This window comes from Sinanaerobacter chloroacetimidivorans (assembly GCF_018128545.1).
GTDB lineage: Bacteria > Bacillota > Clostridia > Peptostreptococcales > Anaerovoracaceae > Sinanaerobacter > Sinanaerobacter chloroacetimidivorans.
On sequence record NZ_JAGSND010000009.1, the window covers coordinates 144,923 to 167,533 of the forward strand.

Annotated in this window: 22 protein-coding genes; 11 read left to right on the forward strand and 11 right to left on the reverse strand. The window is 43.6% G+C overall.

The features are described from left to right. The first annotated feature begins 47 nt into the window (after positions 1 to 47). On the forward strand, positions 48 to 1,181 hold the full coding sequence (locus KCX82_RS13880) for a DUF6076 domain-containing protein (RefSeq protein ID WP_227019082.1): 1,134 nt from the start codon (positions 48 to 50) through the stop codon (positions 1,179 to 1,181). A gap of 38 nt (positions 1,182 to 1,219) precedes the next feature. Here KCX82_RS13880 and KCX82_RS13885 read toward each other — a convergent pair whose 3' ends face one another. Then, on the reverse strand, positions 1,220 to 1,450 hold the full coding sequence (locus KCX82_RS13885) for a DUF6550 family protein (RefSeq protein WP_227019083.1): 231 nt from the start codon (positions 1,448 to 1,450) through the stop codon (positions 1,220 to 1,222). A 291-nt stretch (positions 1,451 to 1,741) separates the two neighbouring features. Between KCX82_RS13885 and KCX82_RS13890 the strand changes: the two genes are divergently transcribed. The 3 genes from KCX82_RS13890 to KCX82_RS13900 all read left to right on the forward strand — a co-directional run bounded on the left by KCX82_RS13890 (position 1,742) and on the right by KCX82_RS13900 (position 4,419). Beyond that, positions 1,742 to 2,850, forward strand: a protein-coding gene (locus KCX82_RS13890; RefSeq protein ID WP_227019084.1) for an IS3 family transposase whose coding sequence is annotated in 2 segments (ribosomal slippage) — positions 1,742 to 2,006 and positions 2,006 to 2,850 — 1,110 coding nt in all. Because the reading frame shifts where the segments join, the coding sequence is not laid out codon by codon here. 105 nt (positions 2,851 to 2,955) lie between these two features. Next, on the forward strand, positions 2,956 to 4,140 hold the full coding sequence (locus tag KCX82_RS13895; protein ID WP_465250659.1) for a type IV secretory system conjugative DNA transfer family protein: 1,185 nt from the start codon (positions 2,956 to 2,958) through the stop codon (positions 4,138 to 4,140). Between the two features lie 15 nt (positions 4,141 to 4,155). After that, positions 4,156 to 4,419, forward strand: coding sequence for a helix-turn-helix domain-containing protein (locus KCX82_RS13900; RefSeq protein WP_002593789.1), 264 nt, complete (start codon positions 4,156 to 4,158; stop codon positions 4,417 to 4,419). Positions 4,420 to 4,737: 318 nt separating this feature from the next. Here the strand turns inward: KCX82_RS13900 and ybaK (KCX82_RS13905) are convergent, their stop codons facing one another. From ybaK (KCX82_RS13905) to KCX82_RS13920, 4 genes are all read right to left on the reverse strand, one after another. After that, on the reverse strand, positions 4,738 to 5,199 hold the full coding sequence (gene ybaK, locus KCX82_RS13905) for a Cys-tRNA(Pro) deacylase (RefSeq protein WP_227019085.1): 462 nt from the start codon (positions 5,197 to 5,199) through the stop codon (positions 4,738 to 4,740). Between the two features lie 14 nt (positions 5,200 to 5,213). Next, positions 5,214 to 7,466, reverse strand: coding sequence for an ATP-binding cassette domain-containing protein (locus tag KCX82_RS13910; RefSeq protein WP_227019086.1), 2,253 nt, complete (start codon positions 7,464 to 7,466; stop codon positions 5,214 to 5,216). 136 nt (positions 7,467 to 7,602) lie between these two features. Further along, complete coding sequence (locus KCX82_RS13915) at positions 7,603 to 8,055, reverse strand: VOC family protein (protein ID WP_227019087.1); 453 nt, start codon at positions 8,053 to 8,055, stop codon at positions 7,603 to 7,605. A 1-nt stretch (position 8,056) separates the two neighbouring features. Further along, the gene (locus tag KCX82_RS13920; protein WP_227019088.1) at positions 8,057 to 8,482 is read right to left on the reverse strand and encodes a DUF2871 family protein; all 426 of its coding nucleotides are present in this window, start codon (positions 8,480 to 8,482) and stop codon (positions 8,057 to 8,059) included. 270 nt (positions 8,483 to 8,752) lie between these two features. Here KCX82_RS13920 and KCX82_RS13925 point away from each other — a divergent pair, with 270 nt between their 5' ends. Beyond that, positions 8,753 to 9,352, forward strand: a complete 600-nt coding sequence (locus KCX82_RS13925; protein WP_227019089.1) for an IS110 family transposase — start codon at positions 8,753 to 8,755, stop codon at positions 9,350 to 9,352. 17 nt (positions 9,353 to 9,369) lie between these two features. After that, on the forward strand, positions 9,370 to 9,846 hold the full coding sequence (locus tag KCX82_RS13930; RefSeq protein ID WP_227019090.1) for a transposase: 477 nt from the start codon (positions 9,370 to 9,372) through the stop codon (positions 9,844 to 9,846). Between the two features lie 205 nt (positions 9,847 to 10,051). Here the strand turns inward: KCX82_RS13930 and KCX82_RS13935 are convergent, their stop codons facing one another. The 6 genes from KCX82_RS13935 to KCX82_RS13965 all read right to left on the reverse strand — a co-directional run bounded on the left by KCX82_RS13935 (position 10,052) and on the right by KCX82_RS13965 (position 16,802). After that, positions 10,052 to 10,603 carry a nitroreductase family protein gene (locus tag KCX82_RS13935; protein WP_227019091.1) on the reverse strand — a complete coding sequence of 184 codons (552 nt, stop codon included), beginning with the start codon at positions 10,601 to 10,603 and terminating at the stop codon, positions 10,052 to 10,054. Continuing rightward, positions 10,584 to 11,066 carry a Cys-tRNA(Pro) deacylase gene (gene ybaK, locus KCX82_RS13940; RefSeq protein ID WP_227019092.1) on the reverse strand — a complete coding sequence of 161 codons (483 nt, stop codon included), beginning with the start codon at positions 11,064 to 11,066 and terminating at the stop codon, positions 10,584 to 10,586. The genes KCX82_RS13935 and ybaK (KCX82_RS13940) overlap by 20 nt, the downstream gene beginning before the upstream one ends. A 160-nt stretch (positions 11,067 to 11,226) precedes the next feature. Further along, positions 11,227 to 12,399 carry an iron-containing alcohol dehydrogenase gene (locus KCX82_RS13945; RefSeq protein ID WP_227019093.1) on the reverse strand — a complete coding sequence of 391 codons (1,173 nt, stop codon included), beginning with the start codon at positions 12,397 to 12,399 and terminating at the stop codon, positions 11,227 to 11,229. 160 nt (positions 12,400 to 12,559) lie between these two features. Then, positions 12,560 to 13,663: a type I restriction endonuclease gene (locus tag KCX82_RS23385; protein ID WP_465250660.1), complete on the reverse strand. Its 1,104-nt coding sequence runs from the start codon at positions 13,661 to 13,663 to the stop codon at positions 12,560 to 12,562. A 43-nt stretch (positions 13,664 to 13,706) separates the two neighbouring features. After that, positions 13,707 to 13,922: a helix-turn-helix domain-containing protein gene (locus tag KCX82_RS13960; RefSeq protein WP_227019094.1), complete on the reverse strand. Its 216-nt coding sequence runs from the start codon at positions 13,920 to 13,922 to the stop codon at positions 13,707 to 13,709. A 219-nt stretch (positions 13,923 to 14,141) separates the two neighbouring features. Next, positions 14,142 to 16,802, reverse strand: a complete 2,661-nt coding sequence (locus tag KCX82_RS13965) for a cation-translocating P-type ATPase (RefSeq protein ID WP_227019095.1) — start codon at positions 16,800 to 16,802, stop codon at positions 14,142 to 14,144. A gap of 332 nt (positions 16,803 to 17,134) precedes the next feature. On the opposite strand from KCX82_RS13965, the gene KCX82_RS13970 reads away from it, so the two are divergent. The 5 genes from KCX82_RS13970 to KCX82_RS13990 all read left to right on the forward strand — a co-directional run bounded on the left by KCX82_RS13970 (position 17,135) and on the right by KCX82_RS13990 (position 22,422). Further along, complete coding sequence (locus KCX82_RS13970; protein ID WP_227019096.1) at positions 17,135 to 17,431, forward strand: YerC/YecD family TrpR-related protein; 297 nt, start codon at positions 17,135 to 17,137, stop codon at positions 17,429 to 17,431. Positions 17,432 to 17,546: 115 nt separating this feature from the next. After that, positions 17,547 to 19,064 carry a sodium:solute symporter family transporter gene (locus KCX82_RS13975; RefSeq protein ID WP_227019097.1) on the forward strand — a complete coding sequence of 506 codons (1,518 nt, stop codon included), beginning with the start codon at positions 17,547 to 17,549 and terminating at the stop codon, positions 19,062 to 19,064. Positions 19,065 to 19,113: 49 nt separating this feature from the next. Next, positions 19,114 to 19,692: a GDSL-type esterase/lipase family protein gene (locus KCX82_RS13980; RefSeq protein WP_227019098.1), complete on the forward strand. Its 579-nt coding sequence runs from the start codon at positions 19,114 to 19,116 to the stop codon at positions 19,690 to 19,692. Between the two features lie 235 nt (positions 19,693 to 19,927). After that, positions 19,928 to 20,296, forward strand: a complete 369-nt coding sequence (locus KCX82_RS13985; RefSeq protein ID WP_227019099.1) for an ArsR/SmtB family transcription factor — start codon at positions 19,928 to 19,930, stop codon at positions 20,294 to 20,296. A gap of 35 nt (positions 20,297 to 20,331) precedes the next feature. Continuing rightward, positions 20,332 to 22,422, forward strand: coding sequence for a heavy metal translocating P-type ATPase (locus tag KCX82_RS13990; RefSeq protein ID WP_227019100.1), 2,091 nt, complete (start codon positions 20,332 to 20,334; stop codon positions 22,420 to 22,422). Positions 22,423 to 22,611 lie beyond the last annotated feature (189 nt).

The following is a 22,611-nucleotide window of genomic DNA, read 5'->3' on the forward strand; positions in this document are numbered from 1 at the left end:
TCATTTTAGAATAATCTGTGTTATGCTTATATCGTGAATTAAAAGAATTGAAATTAGTTAAAATCTATTCTTTACAAGGTGGTGAATATATGGAGGCAACTTATCCATTCGCAAGAGTTTTTACAGACAAAACCAATAATTTGAATGTTTTCTTTGACGAAAGTCCTACTGCCAATACATTTGTACAGCTAAAGGACATGGGCAAGTGTGTTGTGGAGTTTTGCGAGCTTGATTTTTCTGAATGTTTAGAGGAATTAAAAAAACTCAATACCGAAGAGGTATCGAGTAATTTTGAAGAGATTAAAAATAGGCTTTGGTACATTGTTGATTTGCTGAAAGACAAGCACCCTTATGTACAGTTTTTTCTTAACAGCCAAATGGTGCTGACTTTTTATGGCTCTGATAAAAGCAAAGAAGAACAGGTGGGTTCCATTATCCATATGTTTCATTACTATGTGGATTTGCAAAACACCTATCGCATCGCACTTGAAGTTTGTTTGTCGGAGGAAGTCCTGAACGAATATACCTTGCCGGAGCGATTTTTAATTTTCGGAAATAATTTTCCAACCTTTAATCGCTATATGCTTAGAACACGATATGGAATTGCACCCATGAGCTATGGTGAGTTTGATAAAAGCAGGGTTCTTCGGTATTCTGACCCTGACGAAGTTGATATGAAAAAGAAACTTGCCGATATCCACAGAGACAGTCAAACGCCAATCAATATGGCAAGCTATTTTGTTATTCAGACTTTGGAGGAAATGCTGTATTTAGAATTTATGGAAATGCTTAAACGTGGTATCCGTATTAAGCATTGCGCCTTGTGTGACAAGTATTTCGTACTTGCTGATAAGCGCAAACGAGAATACTGCGACAGGATTTATAAAGGCAATCGCACCTGCAAGCAGATTGGAGCAAAGCTGAAATTTAATAAGTCTGTGGAAGAAGATACTTATTTGCAACAGTTTCAGACAATTTATAATCGTATGTATTCAAGGTATTATCGCATTGATGCCTGGGACTCTAACAGGGAGACAAACAGTATCACAGAAGAAGAATTTAGACATTGGTCATCTCATGCTTCCCAGTTAAGACTTGACTATAAAGCAGGCAAACTCGATGGTGAAGAACTGTTAAAAGCACTTAAGTACAGTACAAAATTTTATGACAATGAAAGCTGAGGGAACGAGTTGTTCTCTCAGCTTTTGTGCTATGTGGGTCAGTCCATCACTCCAACCTTGTTGCCGTTTTCATACATACCCTCGCAGTAGATAACCTCATTTTCGCCCATATAATCCACCCAGCCGAAGCCTAACAGGTAACTTTGCTGTTTGCCATTTACGATTCGGGTATCACCGTTTTTAGGGGTTGTTTCTTCCGTTTTAGTCGGTGCAGTTGGCTTTGGAGCCATTTGTGTAGAAATATTTACCCCATAGACTACAGTATACATTATGTGGATATTGTAGAAAAGTGGAAAATATATTACTGTATAGACAGGAGTGTGTATGATGTACAATGGAGATTGTGAGGTATACATAATTAGATATTTTAATGTATGGTTTTATTTATTTGCTAAAACAGAGACAGATAATTATAAGATTAAAATGCTAGGAGAACGTATAAGTGCTGGTAATTCTATGAAAATGAAAGATATTCATTGGTGGTGACCTGCCCCCCGAAAAGCAAACCAATTGCTCGTAGAGAAAAGTCGTGGTAAGATAACAAAAAGGACTGATGAAACATGCCACGAAAAACATATGGGGCGGAAGAGATCGTCGGAATTCTCCGAGATATTGAAATTCTAAACGGCAAAGGAAAAAGCATCGCCGACTGCTGTCGGGACAAAGGAATTAGTGAGGCGATCTACTACCGTTGGAAGAAAGAGTATGCTGGACTACACCCGGCCCAGGCAAAGCGACTAAAGGAATTGGAAAAAGAGAATGGTCGTCTGAAGAAGCTGCTTGCAGAAGTGATGCTGGACAACCAGATACTAAAGGATATCAACTCGGGAAACTTTTAAGCCCGCCGAAGCGCAAAGCAGCAGCAAAGACAATAATGGAGAACTATCGAATCAGCGAACGGCGGGCGTGTCAACTCATTGGGCAAAACCGAAGCAGCCAAAGGTATGTCTGCAATCGGCTACCCGATGAAGATGAAATTACAGAACAAATAGTAGAACTGTCCAGAGCCTATGGAAGATATGGCTATCGCATGATCACGGCCATGCTTCGGGGGCGAGGATATCGGATCAACCACAAACGAGTCTATCGTATTTGGCGCAGTTTAGGGCTGAAAGTGCCGACCAAACAACCCAAACGAAGACGGCTATGGACTAATGATGGCAGTTGTATCCGTTTGCGAGCAGAGCACCCGAATCATGTTTGGAGTTATGACTTTGTAGAAGCCAAAACAAGCAAGGGGCGGAAGATTAAGATTCTGAATATTATCGATGAATGCACTAGGGAATGCTTAATCAGTCATGCCGCTTTTCGAATTCGATCTGAGGATGTCAAAAACGTCCTCAGAACTGTTGTGCTACAAAAAGGGACGCCGGAATATCTGAGGAGTGATAATGGCAGTGAGTTTATTGCCAAAACGCTCCGAGAATGGCTCTCTGAGATGGATATTGCACCAGTGTATATCACACCGGGAAGTCCCTGGGAGAACGGATTTGTTGAATCCTTTAACGGCACGATGGCAAATGAGCTCCTGAACAGAGAGCTGTTTGATACGCTTGAAGAAGCAAAGGTATTACTTTCCCGTTGGGTACGGGAGTACAATACGAAACGCCCGCATAGCGCTTTGGGTTATCGGCCACCGGCACCCGAGGCACTTCTTTGGGCCATATAAAAAGGTATTGAACTGTGGAAAACACGCTGTGTTTCCGCACAGTTCAACTCCTTCTGCTACTACTGCCTAACGACTGCATCTCTCTACAACATCCTGGTATGGCAATTGGGGGCACGACACAGTTATGGACAAAATGCTTTTTTCTATGATGCAGCAGAAGGTTTGCTGACTTCTGTGATTCTGTTGATTGCAGAGTATTGCCCGCCAGAGAAACGCCATATCATTTCTGTGTTCAAGCTGATTCAGGATCTTCTGGCGCCATCCCCCGTGAAGAACCGGAGCCTGTTCCAGTTACTTATGGATAAGCTGCCACCTACTCACAAGGCGAAGTGGTTTGCAGGAGCAGCTTTAAATTCTGCGGATCAGGCAATGGCCTCTGTGCTATCCACAACCATGTCCAGATTGAATGCGTTTCTGGATTCTGAAATGGAACAGATCCTGTGCTTTGAGAGTACCTTGGACACGGAAACATTCTGTAGGGAAAAGTCAGCAATTTTTATTGTGCTGCCGGAAGAAGATAACACGAAGTATTTTATGGTATCCCTGTTTTTACAGCAGCTTTACCGGGAAATGTTGACGATTGCAGATGAACATGGAGGAAAGCTGCCCAACAGAGTCATGATGTTTGCGGATGAAATCGGAACCATACCAAAAATTGAATCCATGGAGATGATGTTTTCCGCAGGCCGTTCCAGACGGATCAGCATGGTTCCTATCATTCAGAGCTTTGCGCAGTTGGAAAAGAATTATGGAAAAGAAGGTTCCAGTATTATCATCGATAACTGCCAGGATATTTTGTTTGGAGGTTTTGCACCAAACTCAGAGAGCGCAGAAATCTTATCAAAAGCATTGGGAAACAGAACGGTGTTGTCTGGTTCTATATCCAGAGGAAAAAATGACCTCAGCCAGAGCCTGCAGATGATGAGCAGACCATTAATGGCGCCGGAGGAGTTAAAGACCTTGCCAAAAGGGAATTTCATTCTTGCTAAGACAGGGGTATGCCCTATGAAAACAAGACTTCCTTTGTTTTTAAAATGGGGTATCCGGTTTGAGGAGGTTTATGAAGTCCCGGAACAGGCAGCAAGAGAAGTTGTATATGCTGACCGATTGGAATTGGAGGAGGAAATAGTAAGGCGGTCTGATTTTGATGAGGAAGACTTATGGAGGGGATCTGTTGAAAGCGGAAAGTTGGAGGAGGCTTCTTTTTTAGGAGGAAAGGCTCATGGAGAGACAGCGAAGGAAAAACAGCATAAGGCAGCTACTCGAAGACCACCTCTTAGAACTGATTAGCAGAGAGGAGAACAGATGGCTTATTTTTCTAAAATTTATTCGTCAGATCTGCCTCATCGGGCTAAAGCTGTGTATATGTATTTGAAAGACCGGAGTAATACAGACGGACAATGCTATCCTGCGATTGGTACTATCGCAAAGGAATTAAACTTATCACGGAGAACTGTAGAGCGGGCGATTCAGGATCTGGTAAAGGCTGGGCTTATAAAAAAGGAACAGAGGTGGCGTGAAAACGGAGGAAAAAGTAGCCTTTTGTATACGCTGATAGACAGCAGCTAGAAGATACGCCACCAAGGGATCAGTTTGTTTTCTTGGTGGCATATGGGATATGGCAATATGACATATGAAGAGAAGGTATCACTTGAAGAAATATAATAATCAGAGAAAAATAATAAAGATGGGTGCCTTGCTGAAGCACAGTTCCGCTGTGTTTCATGAATCGAATCCGAATATTACGGATAGCGTTTTTAAGAAGAGTATTAATCAGTAAAAAGCATATGGATGTATGTGGCAAAACTAACTGAGTCCCGTGGATATAGCGGAACTCTTCGCGACAGTTTCTCCATCAAGATAAAGAAGAGGAAAATCACACATCACTTATTTCGTGATGCTCTCTGTTGTGGCGTTTACCATTTGAATCAGATCTGCAGGGGCTAATTCCATCAGCATACCAATGTGACCTGCCGATACAACAATGGTTTCCCACTGCTTGGCGCTGGAGTCCAATACCGTTGGGAACAGCTTTTTCATGCCTACTGGAGAGCAGCCACCATGGACATAGCCGGTCAAAGGCAGAAGATCTTTCTGTTTCAGCATTTCGATTCGCTTGCTCCCCACAGCTTTGGCAGCTTTTTTGAGGTCCAGCTCCTCACTGGTGGGAACGCAGAACACAAAATATTTACCGGCTGTATCAGTTGTCACCAGCGTTTTGAAAATCATGGCATGGGGAAGCCCCAGATAATCTGCTGTTTTCTGCCCATCCAAAGGAAATTCTCTTAATTCGTAATGGATTTTCTGTCGATCCAGCATCCGTATTGCGTTGGTCTTTGCCTGTTTCATATGGTATCCTCCTGTTATTTGCCCAGTGCCTTTTCCAAATAAGGGCGGGTTACAGACAGGCTGCTTTGCAGAAGCTGTTCCGGTGTGCCTTCAAAGATGATCCGGCCGCCTTCTTCACCGCCGCCAGGGCCTACTTCTACGACATAGTCGGCGGCTTTCAAAACTTCCAGATTGTGTTCAATCAGGAACACCGTATTTCCATCAGAAACCAGCTTATCAAATAGCGCAATGATATTCTGTACATCCTGCAAATGGAGTCCATCTGTAGGTTCATCCAGCACAAGAATCTGACCAGCTTTCCCTAAGTAGGAGGCCAGCTTCATTCTCTGCAATTCGCCTCCGGAGAGGGTGGAAAGGGACTGATTGAGATGGAGATAAAACAGACCGACGCTGGAAAGTGGTTTCAGCTTTTCTTCAATGACGGTACCCCGGAAACGCTCCATCGCCTGGCTGACCGTCAAATCCATAACCTCAGCGATATTCAGATCGTCTACCGTATATTGAAGTGCTTCTCTGGAATATCGTAGACTACCGCAGGCTTCACATTCTGTTTCGATTGCATCCATGAAAGCCATCTCCGAGATAATAACGCCCTTACCCTGACAGACAGGACAGGCACCTACTCCGTTAAAGGAGAAGAGGCCCACCTTTTGCCCACTCGCTTTGGCAAACAGCTTTCGGATGTCGTCGGCAACACTCATATAAGTGGCCGGGGTTGAGCGAAGGCTCATGCCAATGCTCTTTTGACTGATGAGGGTCACATTCTCATCCGACTGGTCGGCAAAAGCTTGCATCAGGGAGCTTTTGCCTGATCCTGCTACACCGGCAATGATCGTCAGGAGCCCTTTAGGTAGATTGATGGAAATGTCTTTCAGATTATGCAGGGTGATGTTTTTCAGCGAGAACCAATCCGTAGGTGTTCTTATCTCGGCTTTTAGTCCGCTATTATGCCGGAGTAGCTGCCCCGTCAGCGTGTCACACGCCTTCAGATCCTGATAACTTCCTTCAAACAGTACTTTGCCTCCCAAGATACCCGCTCCCGGTCCCATATCGATGATATGGTCGGCAATTTCCATCATTTCTTTGTGGTGCTCTACCATTAAAACCGTATTTCCTCTGTTCCGCAGTTCCACAATGGCATCACTGAGCCGATGAATATCGTGGCTGTGCAGACCTACACTTGGCTCATCCAAAATGTAGAGCATATCGGAGAGGGATGAGTTGTTATATTTTGCAATTTTACACCGTTGTGCCTCGCCGCCCGACAAGGTTCCCATCGCACGATCCAGAGTAAGGTAATCGAGACCGATGTCGATGAGTGCCTGAATTCTGCTTTGGAGTGCTGCTTTCATATCCACAGCAATTGGATCTTGGATTGCACCCAGCCATGTGATGATTTCCCACAGTGGCATCTTCGTCACATCGGCAATGTTCTTTCCACCGATTTTGCAGGACAGGATCTTGGAATTCAGTCTGGCTCCATGGCATTCCGGGCAAACACCTTGGATCACAATAGGTTCCAGCTTTTTCCAGTGTACCTTGGCATCATCTCGCTTGAGCATTCGGTTCATCCGGTACATCAGACCTTCGTATTTACCATTTTTGTAATAGTCCGGGGGCGGATTTTTCAGAGTCATTGGCTCCTGATAGAGGAACAAGTGCAATTCTTCCGGTGTAAAGTCCCTGATTTTTTTGTTGGGATCGTACAATCCGCACGCACCGTAATAGAGCCAGCGCCATTGGCCCGGTTCATAGGCCACATAATTGATTACACCAGGATCATTTAAGCACTTATCGAAGTCCACAAGCTTGTGTACATCAATTTCCGTAATTTCGCCCAGTCCGTCACACCGGGGACAGCGTCCTTGGGGATGGTTGAAGGAAAAAGAATCCGAATATCCCACAAAGGGTTCTCCCAAACGGGAAAACAAAAGTCTTAACAGAGAATAGGTATCAGTATAGGTGCCTACTGTAGATCGCACCTGCCCCGAAGGCTTTTTCTGATCCACCACAATGGCAGGAGGCAGGCTTTCAATTCTACCCACCTTGGGCCTGCCATATTTCGGAAGATACCTCTGAGCAAAGCTGGGGAAGGTGTCATTCAGCTCTCTTATGGACTGGGCCGCAACGGTATCAAGCACCAACGAGCTTTTGCCAGAACCGGACACACCCGTGACCACAGTGATTTGGTTTTTAGGAATGTCCACAGACACATGTTTTAAGTTGTTTTGTGTTGCATCTACGACACGGATCATTTTTTTCCGCAAAAGGTTCACCTCCTGAGTTTCAATCAAATGTACTGCATACCGGTGTTAGCTCAGCATACATAGACAGTGCTCCATGTATTTGTCTCTGGCATAACAGAAATATTGATCGTATGCTTTTTATACTTTTCGGAAGGATTTACATTGGCTGCATTATTTCTAAAATGATGCCATCGGGGTCACGGAAGTAAAATGCTTTACTTTTTCCAAAGCCTCTTGCCGTAAAATCAAAGCTCTGGGGTGCGGAGAGACACTCCACCCCATGTTTTTGTAAGTGCTGATACATCTTTTCAATATCCTCTGTGTAGAAGCACAGTTCCGACACGGAGGTGGTAAAAAGGTCGGCGGACTGTTTGCTTATCTGACTATCCAAAAACTGGATCAACTTCACCGGCGGCATACCGCTTTTGTCAGTGCCGTTCAGATATGCAACTCTCGCTTTACAACTTTCCCGCCGAAACATCGTATCCGTCTCAGGTCCTTCCATAAGGATCTCACCCTGAAACTGCAACCCCAGCACATCCCAATAAAATTGGATGGATTGGTCTAAATTAGACACCGTTAATCCCACATGATAAATTTGACCAGTCATATTATTTGTCGCTCCTTTCATCTGCGGACTTGATGAGTGCGTGGAACAGAAAACCCAGCCCCACAGTCAGAATAATGTGACCGATTCCAGCAAGGCCACCTACCATATGATCCAAAAAATTTGGGAAAGGCATCACAAGCAGCTGAGATATCCCTCTTGCAGTCATAAAGCCCAGAGTTATGATAAGCCCAATGTTGTACACCCATAGGAAAACTTGGAAGCTCTTCTGTTTTTCAACTGCAAAACTCTTCATAAATAGGGGTAGCAACAAAAATACCAATCCGCCCAGCAGAATCGCATGGGGATGGACTACCGACATCGCGGATTCTCCGGTGAAATTGGTCCAGTATGCTACCTCGTGGTTCAAAAGTCCAGCCACCAAACCAAACACGACATAGGCCAATGAAATCCAATACATCTTCTTCATAATAAATACCTTCTCGTATAGTATCTTTAGATACTACTTTATTTACTAAATTTATTAGTTACATATCTGTTCAATAGGCTTAGTTAAGCCCATGATATAATTGTCCTAGTGTCAATCAGGTAATAGTTCTTCTCACCTCTGTTGAACTAGTAATGGTTGCTTTATAGAAAGTCTGTTCCCCTGACATGGAAGTTGGCTTCAAACCGGCTGGCTGTTTGCTTAAGTTCATGGACTACCATCTTGCAGTGTGGTTTCGCATCTGTCCATCTTGTGAAAAGAATACTTTCTGCATTAACTTCCCATTTCCTTGATACAGTTCTGATTGGTCTCGAAGCAACCTCTGTTTATGGAGACAATCTTGTATATTTCTTAAGAGAAGATGCTGTTCTGGCACCGTTTAACAGAAAGATTCATGTCCTTAATCCTAAGGAGGTAAAGAAGTTTAAAGAATTTTACAATGACCTGCCTAAAAATGATTATGTGGACGCTTTTGTCATTGCTGACTGCCTGCGTTTCGGAAGAATCAACAAAGAGGTATATATGGGCGATTACCACTACAAAGCCCTCCAAAACCTAGCACGTGCACGCTATTTCGCCGTTTGCAACATCGTTAAAGAGAAACAACGCTTTATGAACGTGCTGTTTAAGAAGTATTCTGCTTTCACGCAGGAAAAGGTATTTTCTGATACCTTCAGCAATACTGCCTTAGCTATCTACGAAGAATTCGAATCCGCAGAAGCCTTGGCAAACATGGACTTACAAGAACTGACTGCATTTATTATGGAAAAAGGAAAGAACCGCTTTCCCGATGTAATAGCCAAAGCCATTCAGAAAGCCGTCGAAGTTCTTACCATCTCCCCAAAACGGTAAATGACTCCGTTAACCAGGTGCTTTCTATATCTATAACCTCGATAAAGACATTAGAAACTCAAATCAAAGAGTTCGATAAAGCAATCGCTGCACAAATGGAACTCTTGTCAAATGTTTTGATATCCATACCTGGCATTGGCCCCGTTTTCTCAGCTGGAATCATAGCTGAGATTGGAGATATCAATCGTTTTGAAAATCATGCACAGCTTGCTAAATATGCTGGCCTTGCTTGGACTCAGTATCAGTCCGGTAACTTTGAAGCGGAAAATACTCGACTTATCAAATCCGGAAACCGATTTTTAAAGTATTATCTGTGTAAAGCAGCATTCTCTCTTGTAAGATGCGACAAGGAATATAAAGATTTCTACCACCTCAAATACAAAGAGGTAAACAGATACCAACACAAACGCGCACTCGCATTAACTGCCAGTAAATTTGTGCGGTTAGTCTTTGCACTGCTCAAAGCCAATCGTTTATATCGTTCAGCAGAATAGCAATTCACTTCTGCTGATAGATCTAGCCCTGCTTCTTTCTAAAAGCAGAATCGACAGGGCCTAGGTGGATGTTTTTTGTTTTTATGAAATATGTGAAAACCATGCGTTTCCTTTTTTATTTCTTACTTGACATTACACCACTGGACTTTCTTTATTTCTTGACCAGATTATATTTAATTCTGGTTAAGATTTTTTAGGCTCTTGTTCAAAGAATCTTAACGATTTCTTCGGGGGTTTTTCGCTTAAAATGTCGATCCGAGGGCGCAGCATCCTCTGCGGCATAGCCGATGGGAAACAGCGCAATTAAATGATACTCTTTCATTTCCGGGTACAGAGATTGTAAACGGGGCGCATCAAAATACCCAACCCAGGTAGTGCTGAGCCCTAAATCCTCGATTTCCAACATCATGTGTGTTGCAATAATACCAGCATCAATATCTGCAAAATTCCGCTGGTCAAACGAGCGAACCCATCCCTCAGCTTCTTTGTAACCGACAACAAGAAAGGTATTTGCCCCAAAGGTATAGTTGCATACTTGCCGGATATTTTCTTTTGCTTTCTCCGAGTTGAGCCGGAAGATCTTAACCGGCTGGGTATTGACTGCTGTTGGGGCGGTAATTCCTGCTTTGATGATCTGATCTACCAGTTCTTTCTCTACCTTTCGCTGAGAAAAGCTTCGGCAAGAATATCTTTTTTCCGCTAATTCCTGAAATCGCATATACTCATATCCTTTCTTATCATTTCGTAAATTCCGCATATTGAGCATCAACCAAATTCTCCAGTACTTTTGGCTGTACCTCAACAAGATAGCCTACTTTTCCGCCAGAAACATAAATGGCATCCCAATTATTGGCACTGTGATCCACATAGATGGGCAGTTTTGTCCGCAGGCCAAAGGGAGAACATCCGCCATGTGTATACCCAGTCAGTTCTTCGAAAATTTCAGGTTTTAACATCTGCAGATTTTTCACACCTACGACAGATGCTGCTTTTTTCAAATCCATCCGTTTTTCAGCCGGCAGGCAGAACACATAGTAACCGCCCTTGTGATCCGAGGTCACCAGCGTCTTAAACAATCGTTCCGGAGCATATCCGAAATAGGCTGCCACATCAACAGCGGCCACAGGACCATTTTCAGTGGGATAGGAATGGAGTGTGTATGGGATGTTTTCCTGCTCTAACAGTTTAATTGCGCTTGTTGTTTCCCTCACTGTATCCATTGCATATGTCCTCCTACATTATATGTCGTTTTATTGTTCGTTTCCAGACGAATATAAAAACTTTCCCAGACAGAAGCAAATGGTGGGATCGGTTCATCCGATCCCATCATTGCTGAAAATGATTTGTTTAGAACCGCAGCACAGAAGATGGAATCACGTATTAGAACGCAATGTCTTCACCGTTGTAAGCGGCAATGTAGAGAGCCTTCATCTTTTCAGGGGTGATTTCTCTGGGGTTGGTGCTGGTGCAGGGATCTGCCACAGCAGTGACTGCCATGTTGTCAACCTTGGACATAAAGACTTCCTCGTCAATACCGAACTCCTTCAAGGAACCGGCCATGCCCAGCTCGCTGCGCATCTTCTTGATCTGATCGACCAGAGCAGTAATAAGCTCCTGTTCATTATTGCCATTCAGACCAATCCGCTGTGCAATCTCTGCATAACGGCTGCCTGCGACTGCATTCTTGCTGTTGAAGAGTACAGTATTGGGCAGGTAGATGGCATTTGCCAGACCGTGAGGTACATCCAGAATAGCACCAGACTTATGTGCCATGGAGTGTGCAATGCCCAAGATGGCATTGGAGAAAGACATACCGGCCAGGTTCTGAGCCAGATGCATCTGCTTGCGAGCCTCCATGTCTCCATTGTAAGACTTCACCAGATTCTTGACAATCATCTCGATAGAGCGCATAGCCAGTGCATCGGTAAAGGGATTTGCAACGGTAGAAACATAAGCCTCCAGAGCGTGAGTCAGAGCATCCATGCCGGTATTGGCCACCAGCTTTTGAGGCATCTTTTCTACCAGAGTGGTGTCCAGAATAGCCACATCAGGAGTGATGTTGTAATCGGCAATCGGATACTTGATTCCAGTTTCGTTATCCGTAATGACGGAGAAAGAGGTCACTTCAGTAGCGGTGCCGCTGGTGGTGGAAATGGCAATGAAATGTGCCTTGTTACGCATTGCAGGCAGGTTGAAGGGCTTTGCAGCTTCTTCAAAGGTGAAATCGGGATGCTCATAGAAGATCCACATGGCCTTGGCTGCATCAATAGGAGAACCGCCGCCGATAGCGATGATCAGATCGGGCTGGAACTCGTTCATCTGGCGAACGCCCTCTCGGACAGTTGCAACAGAAGGATCGTGCTCAACACCAGAGAAAGTAGTGGATTCGATGCCGGCCTGCTTCAGGTAATCCTGCATCTTTCCAATCACACCATCGGACTCCAGACGGTTGGAACCGTAGACGATGAACGCCTTTGTTCCCTTGACAGTTGCCAGATATTCAATGGCGTTATCACCAAAGTAGAGGTCTCTGGGAATAGTAAATCTTTGCATATCAGTAGCTCCTTTTCAAATTATATTTCGTAGGGGCGTTGCCCCTCGCTTTCGTTTCACATTTTAGCAAAGGACAACGCATTTGAAAAGAAGGCACTTTTTGGTGTCTTGATTACCAAAAGGTAGGAATTGTTGTGCTGCAAGGATTTTTCATGAATACTTATTTTTGAGTCTGCTCCTCCTGATAAAGCCGCACATATTTTTTCCCCCACTGATCCATGGCACTCATAATGGGAATAAGCTCGTTGCCAAGCTCTGTAAGCTGGTATTCCGTCGTAGGCGGTACTGTAGGATGAACGGTACGAGATACAATTCCGTACTTTTCCAGTTCCTTTAATTGCTGGGTCAGCATTTTCTGCGTGACGCCGGGAATAAGTTTACGGAACTCGTTATATCGGATAATACCGTGCAAATGAAGCTCCCAAATAATCAGTGCTTTCCATTTGCCACTTAAGATTTCCAGCGTGAGTTCAATTTCGCATTGATAGTTTGAGCAGCTCACTTTATGTTCTCGCGAATCTGGCATTTTGTGTTCCTCCTCTAATATCTCTAATTTTATTGCATACCTGCTGATTAACTCTCCGAGTGTACATTTAGGTAAGAAATTTTCAGTGAATTCATAGAGGTTTGTGATTTTTCTATTTTCCTTGTCGGCGTACTCATATATGGGCAAAAATCTTTCATCTGCATTGAAGCAAAAATGTTCCATCTGATTGTTTGCAAAATAATAGGTGTTAGTTTCGTTGCTAACAATAAAAAGCTGCATAAAACAGAGTAGTGAATTTGTATATCCGTTGCCTGGATCATTTTTATAATTCACGATTTGTTCCATTGCTTTCTTAGGTGTAATTTGCAGTGTTTTTAATTCAATTTGAACTACAGGAATGCCATTTATAAGAATAATTACATCGTAGCGATGATTGCTATTGTCAGTATTGATTCGTAGCTGACTAACCACTTCAAATTCGTTTTTACACCAATCTTTAGTATTCACAAGAGTATATTGCAAAGGTGTATCATCATCACGCTTAAAAGTATTCATTTCTCGAAGTGCTTTAGCGGCAGCAAACACGTCTGAAGTTATTATACTATCTCGTAAACGTGTAAATTCTGAATCACTCAATCTAACTCGGTTAAGTCTTTCAAAATGCTCTCTAAAGTTAGATTCAAGCGATACCTTATCTCTGATATCTTGACGATATTTATATTTTAAATCCTGTAGCTTTTGAATAAAGCTCGACTCAATTTCTTTTTCAAGTTTCATAGAAAAGTCTCCTTACTTGTAGAATAGAAGAATGTTTAAATGTCTATCTAATCTTTTCGATTATTTCAATCAGCTCAGGTTCTATGTTATTCTCTTTGCAAAGTTTAATTAAAGCATGCCGAGCTATTTGATTTGGCTTAGTATGTCCGTTTTCCCATCTATTTACAGAGGTAAAACCAACATGAAGTTCTCGTGCCAGTGCCTCTTGGGACAATCCCATATCTGAACGCACTCGCTTAATTGCTTCGTCTAAATTCATATATTTGCACCTCGCTATTATGTAGCTTTACACTTTACAGTATATCATAAGCTATAGCACACTGCAATAAATTATATAAAAATAAGTACATCTAAAGTTTCTAAGCTTTAGATGTACTTATTTTGCCGTATTCAGTTTGCGTTTCCTATTTTGTCCCTATGGGACTGTGTCTTTTCCAGCTCTCTTTTTTATCATTTTATCACCCTGGGCGGGTTTGTTTTATGCTGCCTTCTTTTTCAGATATTTAATCAGTACAAACAACTCGTGGAACCAAAGCGGAGCCGTTGATAATGCAGTCAAGGACAGCCATTCTTTCAGACTCAATTCAACGGTGCCGAACACCTCTGTAAGCAGGTGAATTTCCGTCACAAAGATTTGAAGCAGGAAGCCCACCACAAAGGCGATGATCATCATCACATTATTAAAGTGATTAAACTTAAAGATGGACTTGTTTAAATTCCGCATTCCCACGGCATTGAACAGCTGTGAGATCGCTAAGGTTGTGAAGGCATAGGTCTGGGAATAGGTATAAACCAACGGATCCTGCATTGCCAGCTTCAGATTATCCAAAGTGATGGACTGACCTGCATTCAGCAGGACGTTTACCGGTGTTGCCAGAAAAGCGGATAAGGTAATGGTACCGATGACAATACCAAAGAAAATGGTAATTGCCAAACCGCCCCTTGCAAAAAGGCTTTCCTTTGGATCTCTGGGTGCTTCCTTCATAATTTCCGGATCTCCGGAGTCTACTCCAAGGGCAAGACCCGGCAGTGAGTCGGTTATGAGATTTACCCATAAGATATGAATCGCTTTTAACGGTGTGGCAAGGCCGGCAATGATGGCGACAAACATGGTCAGGATCTCGCCAAGGTTGGAAGAAAGCAGGAACAATACGGACTTTTTAATATTGTTATAAATATTTCTTCCTTCTTCTATCGCTTTTTGTATTGTTGCAAAATTATCATCAGTAAGAACCATATCGGCAGCCCCTTTGGCAACGTCGGTTCCGGTAATTCCCATTGCTACGCCGATATCGGCAGATTTTAGAGATGGAGCATCGTTTACGCCGTCTCCGGTCATAGATACGATATGACCATGGGAGCGGAATGCATTGACGATCATAACCTTATTTTCAGGAGAGACTCTTGCAAAGACGCGGAGTGACGGCACGGCTGCATTGAGATCCTCCTGCGTCATATGGTTCAGCGCATCCCCGGTAATGCATTGATCTTCACGTTCTGCGATACCAAGCTCTTTGGCTATGGCAAAGGCCGTATCGATATGGTCACCGGTAATCATGATGGTAGTGACCGAGGCCCCTTTAAATATTTCAACTGCATGCTTTGCTTCCGGTCTTGGCGGATCAATCATACCTACGAGCCCGGCAAATATCAAATCTTCTTCTGCTGCAGAGGAATCATTGAGCTTAACGGCCAGGGCCAATACACGCAACGCATAGGTTGCCATTTCCTTGGCAGCTGCTTTTATTTTTTCTTTATCTTTTTCCGTAATGGAACGTATGTCCCCATTGATGATGATCTGCGTACAGTTCTCGATGATCCGATCCATGGCGCCTTTTGTGTAAGCGATGGTTTGGTTGGTTTCGTCCTGATGGACGGTGGTCATCATTTTTCTGTCGGAGTCGAAGGCCAGTTCGTTAATTCTTGGGTTTCTTTCTTCCAAAGCTTTCTTAGAAATATTCAGAGCCGATCCCATGTCCAGGAGCGCAAGTTCGGTAGGATCTCCGATCCGAACCCCGTCATCTACCGAGGCGTCGGTGCAGAGAACAAAACCTTCGATAAACAATTTATCTTTCTGATAATCCAGTGCCGAAACATCGGATAGCTTTTCGTCCGCAAATACTTTGGTTACGGTCATCTTATTCTGGGTCAGAGTACCGGTTTTATCGGAACAGACAACACTGACGGAACCTAAGGTTTCCACCGCAGGCAGCTTCCTGACAATGGTATTTACCTTAACCATTCGCTGAACTCCGAGAGCGAGTACGATGGTGACAACGGCAGGAAGACCTTCCGGAATTGCTGCTACAGCAAGCGAAATAGCGGTAAGGAGCATTTCCATGACATCTCTTCCCTGAATCAGCGCTACCGCAAATAATGCTACGCACAGTACGATCGCCAATATTCCAAGTAATTTTCCCAGATCCCCCAGACGTTTTTGAAGGGGTGTCATTTCATCAATGGATTCGTTGATCATCTTGGCTATCTTACCGATTTCCGTTTCCATTCCCGTTTTGACCACAACACCCTCACCTCGGCCGTAGGCCACACTGGTAGAAAGATATGCCATGTTGATGCGGTCGCCTAACGTGACGTCTCCTTCTGCAATATAGTCGGCATCCTTTTGAACCGGAACTGATTCTCCGGTGAGAGCGGATTCTTCGACTTTCAGATTCACACTGGATAACAGCCGCAGATCTGCGGGAATGACCCTGCCTGCTTCCAGCAAAACAATATCACCTTTTACCAATTCAGATGCCTGGATTTCCACAGGCTTGCAGTCTCTTCTTACCAGTGCGGTAGGGCTTGAAAGCTTTTTTAAAGCCTCCAGAGACTTTTCTGCCTTGGATTCCTGTACCATACCGATGATCGCATTCAATAAAATAACTGCAAGAATGATAACGGCATCGCTGAATTCTTTTAAAAAACCGGAAATAATTACGGCTCCAAAGAGGATATAGATCATGGGATCTTTTAACTGGGAGAGGAACATTTGCACCTTTGTCTTCGGTTTTTTGTCCTGAAATGCATTGGGACCGTCCTGTTCCAAACGTTTTTTTGCCTCTTCTGAAGACAGTCCCTCCTGACTGTTTACGTCCAAATGGGTGAGTACCTCACTTATCTGCTGTTGTTCAAACATATTACATCTTACCTCCATTATGTACAGCTTTCCTTGATGGTCGAAAAAAAACAAGACCTTAAACATAACATTTGCAGAAAGCTGAAAAATTATGCTAAAAGTCTTGTTACCTGACGGGTTTATGACCAGACACTTTTGTGCCGATTGTTGATACATAAACTTAAAACTACTCCCTTTTATTGGAATTATTGTAATGGAAAAATTAACAGTTGTCAAGGTAAATAGAGAATGTTATAATTATACTGTAAAGTGATAAAGTATTAAAGTCGCATGAAAAGGCAAAAATAATCATTACATGATTTAACGAAAGAATAATAGAGAGGGTTATTTGGATGGGTTACGAATCAAAATTCAAAAGCGCAGAGGTAGATGAATTTTTCAAAGCGATTCTGGCGTTGGAAACAACAGAGGATTGTTATCGTTTTTTCGAAGACATCTGCACCATTAACGAACTGCATGCCATTTCTCAAAGGCTTCAGGTAGCAAAGCTCCTCTCGGAGCATAAAACCTATAATGAAATAGAAGAAATCACAAAAGCCAGTACCGCAACCATCAGCAGGGTCAATAAATGTCTTGTCTATGGCGCGGATGGATATAAGATGATACTGGAAAGACTGCAATCAAAATAGCGGAAGTGGCGCCAGCCACTTTTTTTTTATCTTTACAGTAAAGTGATTTTATAATAAAATATTAGCGTAGGGTGTGTTCAGCACACAAAGTAGTTTTGAAGGAAGGTATTATATTATGACTCAGATTATTGCAACGATTACTTTGGTAGTTTTTGTAGTTGTGATGTTGCTTGTGGGCATTTACAGTACAAAAAAGGCAGGGACAGTTGAAGGATTTTTATTGGGCGGTAGAAATATAGGGCCATGGATTTCCGCATTTGCGTACGGAACCACCTATTTTTCAGCCGTCATTTTTATTGGTTATGCAGGCATGTTCGGATGGAACATCGGAATGGGCAGCATGTGGATCGGAGTAGGAAACGCCGTTATCGGCTGTCTTTTGGCTTGGATTTTTCTGGCAAAGCGTACGAGACGCATGACGAGAACTTTAGATTCCAGAACCATGCCGGAATTCTTTTCTGCACGATATGACAGCAAAGGAATGAAATTATACGCTGCCGCTATTATCTTCCTGTTTTTAGTTCCCTATGCTGCAGGCGTATACAAAGGCCTGGGGACTCTGTTCAGCGCAATTTTTGTGGGAGCTTCGCCCGTTACCTGTATGCTCATCGTAGCGGTACTGACTGGGATTTATCTGGTGCTGGGAGGTTATGTGGCTACGGCAACCAACGATTTCATACAGGGGATAATCATGATTTTCGGTATTGTTGCTATGGTTATGATCCTTGTTACAAGACCGGAGGCAGGCGGATTTTCCGCTGCTTTTGAAAAATTATCTGCCATTGATCCGCAGCTTGTAGATTTTACAGGCGGAAAGAGCACTAGCTTCCTGATTACAAATATCTGCCTTACCAGCTTTGGCGTTTGGGGTTTGCCGCAGATGGTTCATAAATACTACGCAATCAAAGATGAAAGCAGCATTAAGATCGCCACCATTGTATCAACCTTGTTTGCTGTTTTTATCGGATGCGGAGCCTATTTTACCGGGTCTTTATCCAGACTTTTTATCCCTGCAGACGCCAATGGAGCGCCTGATGTGGCAGGAGGATTTGACGGAGTCATCCCAAGCCTGCTCATGAAGGCTCTGACCGAGAATATTTTTTCAACCATAGTACTGAGCGTGATTATGCTGCTTCTTCTATCAGCATCCATGTCGACGCTGTCATCTATCGTTCTTTCTTCCAGTTCGGCAGTATCCATTGACTTCGTTCAGGAAGTGCATCCTGGAATTCGGCCTAAAAGTCAGGTGATCCTCATGAGGGTTTTATGCCTGATCTTCATCGCGATGTCCTTTACTTTTGCCACGGTTAACATTTCATTCATCGTAAATCTCATGTCCTTTTCCTGGGGCGTTGTGGCAGGTTCCTTTATCGGACCGTTTCTATGGGGTCTATACTCCAAGAAAATCACCAAAGTGGGTGCCTGGGCAGGTATGTTGTCCGGTATCATCGTAGTCGGGGGCTTGTTGACGTATCACAGCATGTCTGTGGGATTTGATGCAGCCAAATCAATGGCGCCGATTTTTGGAGTCAGTGCCATGGCAGTCTCAGTGATCGTGGTTCCTGTGGTGAGCAGCTTTACAAAGAAATTTTCAGCTGAACATAATGAGAAAGTATTCCGTTTAACTGCCTAGCATACGGTGTACCTTCCAGCAGGGTTATGGAAAGAAGGTGTTGATAAAAATGAAGATCGTATGCTTGGGGGACAGCCTCACTTTTGGATATGGAGTCCACCCGAGGGAAAACTGGATCAACTTATTGAATAAAGCAAATCATCATGAATTTATTAATAAAGGAATCAATGGTGATACCACAGGAGGTATGCTGAGCCGGTTTCAAAAGGATGTTGTGGAGGAAAAACCTGCTTCTGTATTCCTCATGGGAGGTTTGAATGATTTTATTACCGGCGGGGATTTAGGAATGGTGAAATCCAACCTGATGGCGATGGTGCATCAGGCGCATCATAACGGAATCCGGCCGATTGTGGGGATTCCTTTTACGGGAGATCCGGCCAAGATCCGGGAGGACTGGAGAAAACTCACTGATTTTGAGTCGGTAAAGGAGCTTGCTTCTGCTTACCGGGAATGGATTTTGTTATTCTGCAGTGTGTTTCAGGTATCCTGCATTGATCTGTTTGATATTTTCACCGATGAATATGCTGCCGCAGATGACAGGGAATATTTCCTGGACGGACTCCATCCTAATTCCAGCGGACAGAAAATCATCGCAGATAAAATAGGAAAGTTCTTTATCATATCCTAGACCATATCCCGGACTAATATCCTAGACCATATCCCGGACCAATATCCTGGCTTTCACAGCTGGGATTTTTTATTTTGCAGGAGCATTTACTTTGATACTGTCCGCCAATGTCCATTCATAAAAATTATTTCTAATGGTTGACAAAAGTACTTTTATCGCATATCATAAACATATGAACAATTATTCATATGTTTCATATCTATAATCAGAAGATCATTTACAGAGGGGGATCGTAATGAAAAAAATAAATGATGAAGCACCAAAATGTGATTGCAACGTGATCCATCAGGATGTGGTTGATCAAGTAAAAGAGCAGCTTCCGGATTGGGGCAGCTTGTATGCCTTGTCAGAGCTTTTTAAAAGCTTTGCAGATCAAACCAGATTGAAAATTTTATTTGCATTGTCAACGCAAGAGATGTGCGTCTGTGATTTGGCTGCCTTGCTCGATATGACCCAGTCGGCTGTCTCTCATCAGCTGCGGGTATTGCGCAACGTGAGACTGGTTAAGTATCACAAGCAAGGCAAGATTGTTTATTACTCATTGGATGATGATCACGTAAATGCTATTTTCAAACAGGGATTGGAGCACGTGGCACATCGATAAAGCTGCCGAAATGAAATTGACGAGGAGGAATGAAAATGAGCAATTACTATTCTAAAAAAAATGATCTCGCATCCGAACAAGCGTCATGTACCTGCGACATCATACATAATCAGCATCAACAATCCTGCTGCGGACAGGACCAAAGTCATGACACCAAGCAATCCTGCTGCGGTCAGGAATCGGTGAAAGACGATTGCGGCTCCGACGGCTGCTGCTGCGGGGGAGACCATGAACATGCAGGTGAAGAATTAACATCAAAGAGTTTCCTTGCGGGGATTGTCTTATTTATTCTCAGCCTGGTCTTGGGTGCATTTGAATTTCAGGGAAATAGCTATTTACAGACAGCCGGATTTCTTATTGCTTATCTGCTTGTAGGGAAAAGCGTACTGTTTACTGCGGGAAAAAATATTGCAAAAGGTGAAATCTTTGATGAAAATTTTTTAATGGCCATTGCCAGCATCGGTGCATTCACCATTGGCGAATATCCGGAAGCCGTTGCCGTTATGCTATTTTATCAGGTAGGAGAATACATGCAAGGCAGGGCTGTGGCCCGTTCTAAAAAATCTATTGCCCAGCTGATGGATATCAGGCCGGATACGGCGAACAGAAAAACGGATCAGGGTATTGAAGAAGTGGCTGCAGAGCTGGTTCGAGCAGGAGACATTATTGTCATTAAGCCGGGGGAAAAGGTTCCTCTGGACGGAGAAGTGATTCAGGGAAATTCAACCATGGACACAAAGGCGTTGACTGGGGAATCCATACCCCAGGACGTTATGACCGGTTCAAAGGTTTTATCCGGTTCTATTAACGGCCAGGGTCTGCTTACAGTGCGAGTGTTGAAGGAGTTTTCAGAATCAACAGTTTCAAAAATCATAGAACTGGTGCAAAACGCCAGCAGTAAAAAAGCAAAGACAGAAAATTTTATAACCAAGTTTGCCCGATATTATACACCGGCAGTGGTGGGCATTGCAGCGGCTTTGGCGCTGATTCCGCCTTTTGTGCTCGGCCTTGGCAGTTTTTCGGAATGGCTTTACAGAGCCTTGGTATTTCTGGTCATTTCCTGTCCCTGTGCACTGGTAATTTCCATCCCCTTGGGCTTTTTCGGAGGAATCGGAGCGGCTTCCTCAAAGGGAATATTGATTAAAGGAAGCAACTATCTGGAAGCATTGAATTCTGTAGATGCAGTGGTTTTTGATAAGACCGGCACTCTGACAGACGGCATTTTCCGGGTGGCCAAGATTCTTGACAGCCCGGAATTTACAAAGGAGCAGGTGTTGAAATTTGCGGCTTATGCGGAAAATCATTCCACACATCCTATTGCCGTTTCCATTCAAAAAATGTTTGAAGAAAAATCAGGCAATCAGATCGATGAAAACAGGATATCCGATATTAGGGAACGGCCGGGTTTTGGCATTCAGGTCCAGATGGACGGTAAACAGATATTGGCCGGAAATGCCCGGCTCATGACGGAAGCGGGAATTGCAGTAAATGAGGTTCAGGAGGCAGGCTCTATCGTCTATATTGCTGTAGACCATGCTTATGCAGGTGCCATTGTTATAGCGGATGAAGCAAAGAAGGATAGCAAAGCCGCAGTAAAGGGGCTAAGAAATCTTGGCATCGGGCTTATCGCCATGCTTACCGGCGACAGCAGGCGAATCGGCGATAAAATCGGCAAGGAATTGGAAATCGGAGAAACTTATTCAGAACTGCTGCCGCATCAGAAGGTGGAGATACTGGAAAGGCTGATGCTGGAAAACAAAAAGAAGAATCCTTCCAGAAAGCCGGGGAATGTGCTCTTTGTCGGTGACGGCATCAACGATGCACCGGTACTTGCGAGAGCCGACATAGGCGTGGCCATGGGAGGTGTTGGTTCAGATGCAGCTATTGAAGCTGCTGACATTGTCATTATGAATGACGAACCCTCAAAGATTATTACGGCAATCCAAATTGCCAGAAAAACCAGGAAAATTGTATGGCAGAATATTGCACTGGCCTTAGGGGTAAAAGGGATTGTTCTGATCCTTGGAGCCTTCGGGATTGCTACCATGTGGGAAGCGGTATTTGCCGATGTAGGAGTTGCTCTGTTGGCGGTTGCAAACTCTGTAAGAGCAGGAAAAATTAGTTAAAGTTAGATTGTTTTTTAAAATGGGTCTGTGAAAATAGCTGAAATCCATGTATAATAACTGTATTTCAGTTATTTTTTATATGCAGGAAATATCGCTTTCAGCGATATTGACGGAATATCAAAGAAAGCACCATAATCGATGTTGCCCTTGAGGCGACATGTGGCAAGCTAAGTGAGGTAGGACTTATGT

What these genes read in the sequence shown, in the direction of transcription:
- KCX82_RS13885 (WP_227019083.1), bottom strand. Translation starts at nt 1,450, where the DNA reads ATGTATACTGTAGTCTATGGGGTAAATATTTCTACACAAATGGCTCCA.
- KCX82_RS13900 (WP_002593789.1), top strand. Translation starts at nt 4,156, where the DNA reads ATGGCTTATTTTTCTAAAATTTATTCGTCAGATCTGCCTCATCGGGCT.
- ybaK (WP_227019085.1), bottom strand. Translation starts at nt 5,199, where the DNA reads ATGAAACAGGCAAAGACCAACGCAATACGGATGCTGGATCGACAGAAA.
- KCX82_RS13915 (WP_227019087.1), bottom strand. Translation starts at nt 8,055, where the DNA reads ATGACTGGTCAAATTTATCATGTGGGATTAACGGTGTCTAATTTAGAC.
- KCX82_RS13920 (WP_227019088.1), bottom strand. Translation starts at nt 8,482, where the DNA reads ATGAAGAAGATGTATTGGATTTCATTGGCCTATGTCGTGTTTGGTTTG.
- KCX82_RS13935 (WP_227019091.1), bottom strand. Translation starts at nt 10,603, where the DNA reads ATGCGGAATTTACGAAATGATAAGAAAGGATATGAGTATATGCGATTT.
- ybaK (WP_227019092.1), bottom strand. Translation starts at nt 11,066, where the DNA reads ATGGATACAGTGAGGGAAACAACAAGCGCAATTAAACTGTTAGAGCAG.
- KCX82_RS13945 (WP_227019093.1), bottom strand. Translation starts at nt 12,399, where the DNA reads ATGCAAAGATTTACTATTCCCAGAGACCTCTACTTTGGTGATAACGCC.
- KCX82_RS23385 (WP_465250660.1), bottom strand. Translation starts at nt 13,663, where the DNA reads ATGAAACTTGAAAAAGAAATTGAGTCGAGCTTTATTCAAAAGCTACAG.
- KCX82_RS13960 (WP_227019094.1), bottom strand. Translation starts at nt 13,922, where the DNA reads ATGAATTTAGACGAAGCAATTAAGCGAGTGCGTTCAGATATGGGATTG.
- KCX82_RS13965 (WP_227019095.1), bottom strand. Translation starts at nt 16,802, where the DNA reads ATGTTTGAACAACAGCAGATAAGTGAGGTACTCACCCATTTGGACGTA.
- KCX82_RS13970 (WP_227019096.1), top strand. Translation starts at nt 17,135, where the DNA reads ATGGGTTACGAATCAAAATTCAAAAGCGCAGAGGTAGATGAATTTTTC.
- KCX82_RS13975 (WP_227019097.1), top strand. Translation starts at nt 17,547, where the DNA reads ATGACTCAGATTATTGCAACGATTACTTTGGTAGTTTTTGTAGTTGTG.
- KCX82_RS13980 (WP_227019098.1), top strand. Translation starts at nt 19,114, where the DNA reads ATGAAGATCGTATGCTTGGGGGACAGCCTCACTTTTGGATATGGAGTC.
- KCX82_RS13985 (WP_227019099.1), top strand. Translation starts at nt 19,928, where the DNA reads ATGAAAAAAATAAATGATGAAGCACCAAAATGTGATTGCAACGTGATC.
- KCX82_RS13990 (WP_227019100.1), top strand. Translation starts at nt 20,332, where the DNA reads ATGAGCAATTACTATTCTAAAAAAAATGATCTCGCATCCGAACAAGCG.